The 10,439-nt window shown below is 65.0% G+C and carries 11 protein-coding genes; 8 read left to right on the top strand and 3 right to left on the bottom strand.

Annotation, left to right across the window (positions count from 1 at the left end; genetic code table 11):
- The first annotated feature begins 443 nt into the window (after window positions 1–443).
- The 6 genes from ACTRWB_RS02865 (at window position 444) to ACTRWB_RS02840 (ending at window position 5,765) form a co-directional block, all read left to right on the top strand.
- Entirely contained in the window at window positions 444–749 is a 306-nt protein-coding gene (locus ACTRWB_RS02865; protein WP_412025283.1) for a hypothetical protein, read from the top strand.
- A 12-nt stretch (window positions 750–761) separates the two neighbouring features.
- Window positions 762–2,405, top strand: a complete 1,644-nt coding sequence (locus ACTRWB_RS02860; RefSeq protein ID WP_446900864.1) for a DUF2334 domain-containing protein — start codon at window positions 762–764, stop codon at window positions 2,403–2,405.
- A 108-nt stretch (window positions 2,406–2,513) separates the two neighbouring features.
- Window positions 2,514–3,482 (top strand): hypothetical protein, encoded by a 969-nt coding sequence (locus ACTRWB_RS02855; protein ID WP_446900863.1) that lies wholly within the window; start codon window positions 2,514–2,516, stop codon window positions 3,480–3,482.
- Between the two features lie 193 nt (window positions 3,483–3,675).
- Window positions 3,676–4,875 (top strand): aminotransferase-like domain-containing protein, encoded by a 1,200-nt coding sequence (locus tag ACTRWB_RS02850; protein ID WP_446900862.1) that lies wholly within the window; start codon window positions 3,676–3,678, stop codon window positions 4,873–4,875.
- Window positions 4,876–4,887: 12 nt separating this feature from the next.
- Window positions 4,888–5,067, top strand: coding sequence for a hypothetical protein (locus ACTRWB_RS02845; protein ID WP_048251775.1), 180 nt, complete (start codon window positions 4,888–4,890; stop codon window positions 5,065–5,067).
- Window positions 5,068–5,168: 101 nt separating this feature from the next.
- Complete coding sequence (locus ACTRWB_RS02840; RefSeq protein ID WP_446900861.1) at window positions 5,169–5,765, top strand: pyridoxamine 5'-phosphate oxidase family protein; 597 nt, start codon at window positions 5,169–5,171, stop codon at window positions 5,763–5,765.
- A gap of 70 nt (window positions 5,766–5,835) precedes the next feature.
- Here ACTRWB_RS02840 and ACTRWB_RS02835 read toward each other — a convergent pair whose 3' ends face one another.
- Entirely contained in the window at window positions 5,836–6,156 is a 321-nt protein-coding gene (locus tag ACTRWB_RS02835) for a hypothetical protein (RefSeq protein ID WP_446900860.1), read from the bottom strand.
- A gap of 5 nt (window positions 6,157–6,161) precedes the next feature.
- On the bottom strand, window positions 6,162–7,094 hold the full coding sequence (gcvA, locus tag ACTRWB_RS02830) for a transcriptional regulator GcvA (protein WP_446900859.1): 933 nt from the start codon (window positions 7,092–7,094) through the stop codon (window positions 6,162–6,164).
- Between the two features lie 134 nt (window positions 7,095–7,228).
- On the opposite strand from gcvA, the gene ACTRWB_RS02825 reads away from it, so the two are divergent.
- Complete coding sequence (locus ACTRWB_RS02825; protein WP_048251800.1) at window positions 7,229–7,933, top strand: SDR family oxidoreductase; 705 nt, start codon at window positions 7,229–7,231, stop codon at window positions 7,931–7,933.
- Window positions 7,934–8,141: 208 nt separating this feature from the next.
- On the top strand, window positions 8,142–9,419 hold the full coding sequence (locus tag ACTRWB_RS02820) for an epoxide hydrolase family protein (RefSeq protein ID WP_129516520.1): 1,278 nt from the start codon (window positions 8,142–8,144) through the stop codon (window positions 9,417–9,419).
- A gap of 234 nt (window positions 9,420–9,653) precedes the next feature.
- On the opposite strand, the gene ACTRWB_RS02815 is transcribed toward ACTRWB_RS02820, so the two are convergent.
- A complete protein-coding gene (locus ACTRWB_RS02815) occupies window positions 9,654–10,436 on the bottom strand; it encodes a hypothetical protein (RefSeq protein WP_446900858.1) in 783 nt (260 codons plus the stop codon).
- Window positions 10,437–10,439: the final 3 nt, after the last annotated feature.

The following is a 10,439-nucleotide window of genomic DNA, read 5'->3' as shown; positions in this document are numbered from 1 at the left end:
ATGCGATTGATACGCTCACGGACCGGAAAGATTCGCGCTGAACTCGAAAATCCGGCTCTGCAGTCGCCATTGCACGCGCGAGCCACCGAGTCGATTGCCGCGTCGTAATTTACCGGGCGCACGGAGTAACTGGTTTTCCCTGAATTGTCCGAACAGGCTTCACTCGTTTGTCAGATTAAATTCGCGGCACTGGCCACGTTGCATGCCTGAAACGTTTTATCGAGACAATTTCGGGTCGCCGCGACACGTCAAATCCGGTGCCTTGGTCCTATGCCCATTTGCGACCGTTGGTACGGTTCTAGCTTGAAAATCGAACTATCCAATCCGGGATTTTTTATCCGGTATCAGGCGTGAAACAAAAAACGACATAACGCCCCGATTATGAACGGCATGCCGCCGTGCTCGTTTAGTTAACGAGATGAACTTATTTTGCATATCAAAGGATGAAAATCATGCTTTCTCATCGCAATCGATATTTTGGGCGCGGGTTGAGCACCGTCGGATCACTCGTCACATTAATCTCCGCGCTCGCCTTCACCGTCGCGGTTCAGGATGCGAGTGCGCAGGAGACCAGCAATTCGTCCGGCCACAAGATCAAGCCGCCTCCGTTACCGAACGGTTCCGCCCAGGCGCAGGTGAAGGCGGGGATGTCCGACGAAGATTGGGAGAAGGCATACAAGGAGACGGGGCGTCCCAAGTTCGACAGGAAGTCCGTCAAGAGCAACGCCGGCAACATGCAACGCGACTAGGGAGAAACGGCCATGAAAAAGATCTTGCTCGTCATAGCCCTGCTTGCCGGACTCGCGCAAATGACGTTGCCGAGCACGGCGCACGCGCAGGCCACCACTGCCCATACGCTCGTGCTGTACGACAACCCGGCCAACGACCCGTATTCGAAGCTGGGCCTGATGTACAGCGTCATGTTGCGGAACCTGCTTGGCCACTTCAACGCGACGGTCGACCTGGTGCCGATCCAGAACTACACGGCCGGGATGGTCGCGAACCACGACGTGACGTTCTACATCGGCGACTACTACAACAACCCGATTCCGACGGCGTTCATGAGCGACGTGATGACCGCCACGAAGACCGTGGTCTGGTTCAAGTACAACTTGTGGCAGCTGGCATGGAACACGGCCTATACCTTCAACCAGACCTACGGGTTCAGCTTCCAGGGCATCGCCGGGTTGAACACGACGCCATCGTCGAGCAATCCGAATCCCGGCTTCTACGACACGGTCACGTACAAGAACCTGCCGATGGTCAAGTACTACGCGTATAACGCGTCGACCGGCGCGATCAATGCGGATCCGGATGTCGGGCTGACCCAGGTCATCGATGCCACCAAGGCGCAAGCACTCGTCACGATCAAGAACAGCGTGAGCGGCGCAACCGCGCCATACGTCATGCGCTCGGGCAAGCTCTGGTATTTCGCGGATGTGCCGTTTTCCTACATCGGGCCGACGGATCGATACCTGGTGATATGCGACATCCTGCACGACATCCTGCAGACCAATGCACCGGTGAATCACCGTGCGCTCGTCCGTCTGGAGGACCTCGACGCGTATACGACGACGAGTTCGATGACCTTGCTGACGAACTTCCTGTACTCGAAGAGGATTCCGTTCACGATGGCCACCATTCCCGTGTATACGGATCCGAACGGCTATTACAACGGCGGCGTGCCGGAAACGATCCATCTTGCGCAGGCAACGGGCCTCAAGAGTGCGCTGAACTACGCGATCGCGCGTGGCGGCTCGATCGTGATGCACGGCTATACGCACCAGTACGATTCGACGCCGAATCTCCAGAATGCGGTCAGCGGCAGCGACTATGAGTTCTGGTTTGCGGTCCAGAACCGTCCCGTCGATGAGGATTCCATCCCATGGGCGGAAGCCAGAATGGCCGCCGGTGTCCTCGAGTTCACCCTCAACGGCTACAAGATCGTCGGCTGGGCCGCACCGCAGTACCAGATGTCGCCGAACGCAGCGGCCGCCACGGCCCTCACGTTCCCGACGACGTTCCAGCGGGCCGTCTACTACACCGCGACCAATCCGCAACTCGGAACGGGTGCGCCCAACCAGGACTTCTCGGCCGGGCAGTTTTTCCCGTACATCATCAACTCCGATTACTACGGTGAACGGATCATTCCGGAGAACATGGGCAGTATCCAGTACAACATCTGCAATATCGACCCGTTCTCGTGCATCACGTACACGTGGCAGACACTCATCACCAATGCGCAATACGGTCTGGCGGTGCGGGACGGTTTCGCGTCCTTCTTCTTCCACCCGTACTGGCTTGAGCCCGAACTCGGATTGCCGGCCTACAAGGACTTCCAGAGCCTGGTCAACGGCATTGCGAATCTCGGCTACAAGTTCGTGGACGGCACGACGGCCAAGTGACGCGAACGTGGCGGCAGCCCCATGCGACCCGCATCGGCAATGCGGGTCGCACGTTTGCGTTGGGTCGGCTACGATGACACGCAAGAACGTTTCCGGGGAGCCAACACGATGACCACGTCCGTCGTTCCGGCCTTGCGCAAGCTTCAACGGCGTATGAGCCGATTCCGGCTGGCAGGGCGGCCGCGCCGGCGCGCTGATGCACCGCGTTCGCCCCGGGCGGCGACGCTCGCGGCAATCGGCACATCGCTCGTCGTCGCCGCATGCAGCTGGACCGCGCACGACGTTCACGCGGACGGCATCGTCTGGCAGGTGGACAACACGACGACGAATCCGGTCGGCAACTGGCAGGTGCTCGGCGTGCGCGACCTGCTGGTTCAATGGGTCGTCGTCGACGATACCGCGTACGTTGCGAACCCCCGCATCCGACCCGCGGCGCACCTTCCCGACTGGGAACGCATCGGCCGCGAGCCGTGGGCCAGAAACGTGATCCTGGGCCTGGCCGGCTACCAGGACGAAAAACGCGCGCGCACCCATCTGTCGACGCTCGCGGACCAGTCCGTCGAGATCGCACGCGCGCCGATCCCGTTGCATGTCACCGGCTACTACTTCCCGGTCGAAATCGATCCGACCTGGCAGGACGCGCCCAAGCTCGCCGAGATCCTGCAACGGCTGCCGCGTCCGCTTTGGGTGAGCGTCTACGACCAGACCAATATCGGCGGAAAGGCGCTGACGGACTGGCTCGCAGCGTGGCTGCCCGCCGACGTCGGGGTGTTCTTCCAGGACGGCTGCGGCGTCTATGCCCGCGAGCCGTCCGTCGCGCGCACCTACCTCGACGAGCTGACGTCGCGCCTGGGCAAACGGCGCGTGCGGGTCATCGCCGAGGCGTTCCGGCCGTCCGAGCATGGCGGTTTCCGGTCAGCCAGCGCCGACGAATTGAGCAAGCAGCTGCTGGCCTATCGGGGCTATCAGGTCTATCTGTTCGATGGCCCCCACTATGTGTCGGACGACCTCACGCGCGCGCTCATGACACGGACGGGCAAGCCGCCACCGGCCGAGCCTGCGGGGACCGCGCACTGAGTCGGCGCCACCCCGGCGTCACTGCACCATTTGATGACCAAACCGCAAGACCTAGTGCATAGATATCGTTTGCCGCGGCCTTAATGACTATCGACAATCGTGGCTCGAATTCGCCGCCGTGGCGCCAGAAGCGCCGCGGTGGCCGGTACCTGACGGCTATCCCGGCCGTCCGCGCCATCCAGCTCACGACGACATGTACGCGTTCACTCCCTCATTCCAGAATCCCGCCGGCTCGCCGATCCGCGAACTGTTCAAGTACCTGTCCGAACCGGGCATGATTTCCTTCGCGGGCGGTTATCCGGCCAGCGACCTGTTCGACGTCGACGGGCTGAACACGGCCGCCGCACGCGCGTACGCGCAGCCCGTGCGCTGCCTGCAATACGGCCCGACCGACGGCCTCGCCGAACTGAAGCAGCAATTGATCGCGCTGATGGCGCGTCGCGGCGTTGTGTGCACGCCGGCCGAACTGCTCGTCACGACCGGCTCGCAGCAGGGCCTCGACCTGCTGCTGCGCGTGATGGTGTCGCCGGGCGACGTGGTGCTGACCGAACAGCCGGCTTATCCGGCCACGCTGCAGGCGATGCGTCTGCAACAGGCGCGCATCGTGACGATCCCGGTCGACGGGGAAGGGCTCGACGTCGATCGTCTCGCGGCCCAGCTCGCATCGGGAGCGATCGCCCAGCCGAAGCTGCTCTACACGGTCCCGACCTTCGCGAACCCGACGGGCGCGACGCTCACGCGCGAACGCCGGCTGACGCTGCTGCGTCTCGCGGTGCAATACCGTTTCCTGATCATCGAGGACGATCCGTACGGCGACCTGCGTTTCGCGGGCGAAGCCGTGCCGTCGATGCTCGCGCTGGCCGACGAAGTGGACGGCGCGCGCGACTGGATCGTGCATTTCGCGAGCCTGTCGAAGATCGTCGCGCCGGGGCTGCGCGTGGGCTGGACGATCGCGCCGGCCGAGATCGCGCGGCGCTGCGTGATCGCGAAGCAGACGGTCGATCTGTGCAGCACGCCGTGGACGCAGGCGGCCGCCGCCGAATATCTGGCCGACGGTGCGCTCGAACGCCATCTGCCGCGCATCACGGCGGCCTACCAGCGCAAATGCGATGCGATGTGCGACGCGCTGCGCGACGGCTTCGGCGATGCGATCGAATTCCATCGCCCCGAAGGCGGGATGTTCGTGTGGGCGCGGATCGGTGCGGTGTCGTCGGACGTGCTGCTGCAACAGGCGATCGCGAACAAGATCGTGTTCGTGCCCGGCAAGGCGTTTTTCGCGGACAACGTCGACGCGGCGTCGCTGCGCCTGTCGTTCGCCGCGCCGGACGTCGAGGCGATCCGGGAAGGCGTGGCGCGCCTCGTGCGCGCGTATGAAGCGGCATTGGCCGCGTGAGGAGACCTGAACATGAAACTCACCGTCATTGACACGGTACCGTCGGGCGCTGGCGAAAACCGGCCGGTCGAACATCGGTCGTCGCAGATCAGCGCGGGGCCGCAGTATGTTGCCGACGTGCTCGGCCGTTTCGGCGCGGAGCCGACGACCGATGCGGGCGATGCCGCGCCGGCGGTGCTCGGCTACAACTGACCTGCGCGGCGGCAGCGGCCGGCGCGCCGCGCGGGTGCCGTCGCTGCAGCAAACGGTTAAGCTTGCGCGATCGAAACCCATGCGATCGCCGTTCTTCCATCATGTCCGACACCGCCTCCGAATCGCTCACGGAAACGTACGACCGTCTGTGGTCCTGCCTCGAATCCGGCGTCAGCATGCAGCGCTCGCCGTTCACGATGCTGCAGGCCGCGACGCTTGGCGTCGACGGTGCGCCGAAGGTGCGCACGATCGTGTTGCGCCAGGTGAGCCGTGCCGATCGCGTGCTGTCGTTTCATACCGATGCGCGTTCGGAGAAGGTCGCGGAGCTGCGCCGCGATCCGCGCATCGCGCTCGTCGCGAACGATCTCGACGCGCTCGTGCAGATTCGTGCGGAAGGCGTGGCATCGATCTGCGACGACGAAGCGCAACGGCGCGCGATCTGGCAATCGAGCCGTCCGCATACGCTGCTGCTGTATCGCGCACCGTTGCCACCGGGCACGCCGGTCGCGTCGCCTGAAGCCGCGCATGTCGCGGCGAGCGAGGGCGCCGCGCCAACCGACGACGGCTACGAAAACTTCTGCTTGCTGCACGTGACGGTCAAACGCCTTGATTGGCTCGAACTGGCGCGCGCCGGCCACCGTCGCGCGGTGTTCGACCTGAACGAAAGCGGTTATGAATCCCGCTGGATCGCACCCTGAGCGTGCCCAGGGTGGTCCGTTCGGATGCCGCCGTATTTTTCCTCCCATCCCATCGGATCGCCTCCCGGCGCTATATCGCCCAGGTCCCGAAATTCCTGCCCGGGCCGGCGGTCAGTTGCACGAATATTTTCCAGCTCGTCTCGGGATTGCCGTTGCAGACGGCGGCATCAAGTTCGTTCAGCGTCGCGGCGATGCCTTGATCGGCGCCGAAGTGTTCGTCGTTGAGCGTGCGCAGCAGCGGAATGAGCCGCTCGGCAATTTCGCCGGCAGCCGACGCGGCTTGCCCGGATTCAGGTGCGTCGCGCCACGCGAGAAGCGCGTGCCGTATCCGGTCTTCGACCTTGGCGGCTTCGAGAATATACGGGGTCATCGGGTGATCGAGATCGAGCATGGCGTTTATTCCGTGTCTGCGTGGCCGCGACTGGCGAGCGGGCCGGGAGGCCGCCCGTCCGACGCGGCCTGCCCGATCATCCAGCCGCGCATCACGGCGATCGCGTCGTCGTCGCGCCGCTCGGCCGGATACACGAGATAGAACCCCACCGATAACGGAAACGCGAAATCGAACGGCTTGCACAGCCTGCCGGCAGCGATGTCGCGTTCGACCAGGGGATCGGTCGCGAGCGCGATGCCCTGGCCGGCGACGGCCGCATCGATCGCGAGCGACGTCTGGTTGAAGCGTAGCCCCTTGTGCGGATCGACGTCGACGGATTCGGGCATCGCCGCAAGGAACTCGGGCCACAGGTCGTGCGCGTCGTGCAGCAGCACATGGCCGGCGAGCGCGCGCGGCGATGCGGGCGCGGCCAGCAGCGCGGGGCTGCAGACGGCGCTCACGTCGAGCGGGAACAGCGCATGCGTGGCGAGATGCTTGCCGAACGGCGGCTTGCCGAAGCGGATCGCGAGATCGACGCCGTCGTGGCGGAACGTCGCGAGCTGCTGGTCGGCGATCACGCGCACGTCGTAGTCGGGATGCGCGTCGGTGAACTGCGCGAGCCGCGGGATCAGCCACTTCGACGCGAACGACGGCGTCGTGCTGATGGTCAGCGCCGCGCGCCGCTTCACGAGCTTGTCGGTCGCGTCGGCGATTGCATGCAGCGCGCGCTGCACGTCGGAGAAATACGCGGCGCCGTCGTGCGTCAGCGCGAGGCCGCGCGGCAGGCGCTCGAACAGCTTCAGGCCGAGCACGTCCTCGAGGTGGCGCACCTGCTGCGCGACGGCGCCTTGCGTCACGCCGATCTCGTCGGCGGCGGCGCGGAAATTGAGGTGCCGCGCGGAGACTTCGAACGCACGAAGCGCATTCAGCGGCGGCAGGCGGGAGGGGCGAGGCGGCATCGGAAGGCTGTAGAAAAACTATCGTCTGGAGGCAGAAATACTGGTTCGACAGTCGTTTGTGATGCGCCTACATTACCACCATGGCGCGCCGAATGGCGGCTGCGCGGCGGCAGGATCCAAACGAGGAGCAGATCGTGACTGTAGAAAAAGTGGCGTTGATCACGGCGGCTGGCAAGGGCATGGGCGCGGCGATCGCGCGCGAACTGGCGGCGACGGGCTATCGCGTCGCACTGATGTCGCCGTCGGGCAGCGCGGTGGCGCTCGGCGAGGAACTGGGCGGCTTCGGCATCCAGGGCTCGGTGACGGAAGAGGCCGACATCGACCGGCTCGTGCAGGAGACGGTCGCGCGTTACGGCCGGATCGACGCGGTCGTGAACAACACCGGGCATCCGCCGAAGGGCGAGCTGCTGTCGATCGCCGACGAAAGCTGGCACGCGGGGCTCGACCTGATCCTGCTGAACGTGGTGCGCGTGATGCGCCGCGTGACGCCGATCTTCCAGAAGCAGGGCGGCGGCGCGGTGGTCAACATCTCGAGCTTCGCGGCGGATGCGCCCGAGCAGCCGATGCCGGTGTCGTCGGCGCTGCGCGCGGCGTTGAGCGCGTGGACGCGTCTTTACGCGGAACGTTATGCGGCCGAGAACATCCGGATGAACGCGGTGCTGCCGGGCTTCATCGACAGCTGGCCGGAAACGCCGGAGATCGTCGCGCGCATTCCGGCCGGCCGGTTCGGCAAGACGCAGGAGATCGCGAAGACGGTCGCGTTCCTGCTGTCGGACGGCGCGGGTTACATCACCGGGCAGAACATTCGCGTCGACGGCGCGATCGTCAAGGCGCTCTGAGCCACGCCGAGCGTCACACCGGCGAGCGGCCGCGCGGGCCGCTCGCCGTACAGCGGCTACAAACGCGTACAAACCAGACAAATCCGGGATACATCAGACCTTTCAAATGGGCGACGCCGCGTGACCCGGGCGCGCCGGATTGAAAGCCAAGGCGCGACCCCGCGCGCGGCATGTTCACTTTCCACTTCACGAAAGGAGATGCCGAACGATGTCTTCCACACCGTTTTCCCCGATGCGTCGCCACCTGCTGGCCACTTCCGTGGCCGCCGGGGTATCCGCGATGCTGCCCACCGCGCTGCATGCCGCGACCGGCGGCAGCGGCATACGCCCGTTCACCGCACACATTCCCGACGAAGCCGTGGCCGACCTGCGCCGCCGCATCGCCGCGACGCGCTGGCCGGGCCGCGAGACCGTCGCCGACGAATCGCAGGGCGTGCGGCTCGCGCGCATGCAGGCGCTGCTGCGCTACTGGGGCACCGACTACGACTGGCGCAAGGGCGAGGCGCGCCTGAACGGTTTCCCGATGTTCATCACGGAAATCGACGGGCTCGACATTCACTTCATCCACGTGCGGTCGCGGCACGAGAACGCGATGCCGATGATCATGACGCACGGCTGGCCCGGTTCGATCTTCGAGCTGCTGAAGGCGATCGGCCCGCTGACCGACCCGACCGCGCACGGCGCGAGCGCGGACGACGCGTTTCATGTCGTCGTGCCATCGTTGCCGGGCTTCGGCTTCTCGGGCCGGCCGACGCAGACAGGCTGGGGTTCCGACCACATCGCGCGTGCGTGGGGCGAGCTGATGGCGCGCCTCGGCTATACGCGCTTCGTATCGCAGGGCGGCGACTGCGGCTCGGTGATCTCGCACCGGATGGCGATGCAGCGCGTGCAGGGGCTGGCCGGGATCCACGTGAACATGCCGGCGACGGTGCCGCCGGATATCGCGACGCTGCTCGCCACCGATGCGCCCGCGCCGGCTTCGCTGTCGCCGAAGGAAAAGGCCGCGTACGAGAAGCTCGCGACGTTCTATCGCGACAACTGCGGCTACTCGGCGATGATGGTCACGCGCCCGCAGACGGTCGGTTATGCGCTCGCCGATTCGCCGTCGGGGCAGGCTGCATGGATGGTCGACAAGATCTCGCAGTGGACTTACAGCGGTGGCGTGCCTGAACGCTCGATTCCGCGCGACGAGATTCTCGACGACATCTCGCTGTACTGGCTGACGAACACCGCGACTTCGGCCGCGCAGATCTACTGGGAGGATCACTCGAACAACTTCAACGCGGTGGACATCTCGCTGCCGGCCGCGATCACGGTGTTTCCGGGCGAGATCTACCAGGCGCCGCGCAGCTGGGCCGAGCGCAGTTATCACAACCTGATCTACTTCAACGAAGTCGACAAGGGCGGGCATTTCGCGGCATGGGAAGAACCGGAACTGTTCGCACGCGAGGTGCGTGCGGGGTTCCGGCCGCTGCGTCGCGGGTAAGCGCGGGTTGATTGGCGAACGCGGGCCGGTTGTCGTGCGGCCCGCGTTCGTTTTTACGGAATCGCGTGCAGTGCCCGTGCGAGCTGCAGGATGCGGTGCGCGTTGGCTGCGCGCGTATCGGTCACGGTCGGGCTGTGGCCAGAACGTTCGCGTCGACCGCGCGATCGTCAAGGCGCTCTGAGCATCGACGCCGAACGGCGGCACATCCGTGCGTCACGCGGCGGCACCGCACGCTCAATAGGACTTGCCGGCAACGGTCGCTGACTCCAGCTCGCGGGTGATGATCTGGGTGCTGCCGATATTGGCCACCGACTTGACCAGGCCGACACCCGGCGCCAGCCAGTCGTCCGCGATCGTCGTGTTCGTCAGCGCCGCATTGGAGAGCGTCTCCGTGGTGTGATAGTGGCACGCATTCGCGAAGACCTTGCCGTTCCTGAGGCTGACGGTTTCGCGCGCGACATAAGCGCGCTGGATCGAGACGGAGGTTGGGGCCCCGCCCGACGGAAAGACAGGCGTATCCACGTAATTCACCGTCTCGCTTCCCGCGAGCCCGATCGTCTCGACATAGGGCGGCGAATTCACGTCCTGTAGCGCGAGGGTGCCCGAATTGTAGACATCGGTGCCGTAATTCGTGCGCACGCCGTTGCCGACGAGATAGTAGTGATTGGTCTGGATCGGCGAGCCGGCCGTGGTTTCGGCCTGCTGCGTCAACGCGATGCCCTGGAACTTCGCGGGCGCGAAGGTCCGTGTGTACACGCCGTTGTCGACGGGCTGGCTTTGCGACGTTGCTTGCGTATACATGTGCAACTTCACGGTATCGCCTTGCTGGTAAACCGGATCGCACTCGAGGTTCGAGGCGGTCGTCCCGCCGGTCGGGCTGCCCGAGCTGTTGCCGCCGCTGCCGCCGTTGTTGCTCGCGCCCGATCCGGTGCCGGACGGCGTGGGCGAAGGATTGTCGTCGCCGCCGCAGGCGGTCAGGGCCAGACAGGTCAATGCGATTAATGCAGCGGCTTTCATCGG

This window comes from Burkholderia sp. YIM B11467, from assembly GCF_052952715.1.
The sequence above is the reverse complement of the archived record's forward strand: the minus strand, read 5'-3'. Positions and strand labels throughout refer to the sequence as shown.

Bases quoted from the DNA above. Each gene is read 5' to 3' on its own strand.
- ACTRWB_RS02835 (WP_446900860.1), bottom strand. From the start codon at position 6,156: ATGCTCGATCTCGATCACCCGATGACCCCGTATATTCTCGAAGCCGCC.
- ACTRWB_RS02865 (WP_412025283.1), top strand. From the start codon at position 444: ATGAAAATCATGCTTTCTCATCGCAATCGATATTTTGGGCGCGGGTTG.
- ACTRWB_RS02855 (WP_446900863.1), top strand. From the start codon at position 2,514: ATGACCACGTCCGTCGTTCCGGCCTTGCGCAAGCTTCAACGGCGTATG.
- ACTRWB_RS02850 (WP_446900862.1), top strand. From the start codon at position 3,676: ATGTACGCGTTCACTCCCTCATTCCAGAATCCCGCCGGCTCGCCGATC.
- ACTRWB_RS02815 (WP_446900858.1), bottom strand. From the start codon at position 10,436: ATGAAAGCCGCTGCATTAATCGCATTGACCTGTCTGGCCCTGACCGCC.
- gcvA (WP_446900859.1), bottom strand. From the start codon at position 7,094: ATGCCGCCTCGCCCCTCCCGCCTGCCGCCGCTGAATGCGCTTCGTGCG.
- ACTRWB_RS02820 (WP_129516520.1), top strand. From the start codon at position 8,142: ATGTCTTCCACACCGTTTTCCCCGATGCGTCGCCACCTGCTGGCCACT.
- ACTRWB_RS02845 (WP_048251775.1), top strand. From the start codon at position 4,888: ATGAAACTCACCGTCATTGACACGGTACCGTCGGGCGCTGGCGAAAAC.
- ACTRWB_RS02860 (WP_446900864.1), top strand. From the start codon at position 762: ATGAAAAAGATCTTGCTCGTCATAGCCCTGCTTGCCGGACTCGCGCAA.
- ACTRWB_RS02840 (WP_446900861.1), top strand. From the start codon at position 5,169: ATGTCCGACACCGCCTCCGAATCGCTCACGGAAACGTACGACCGTCTG.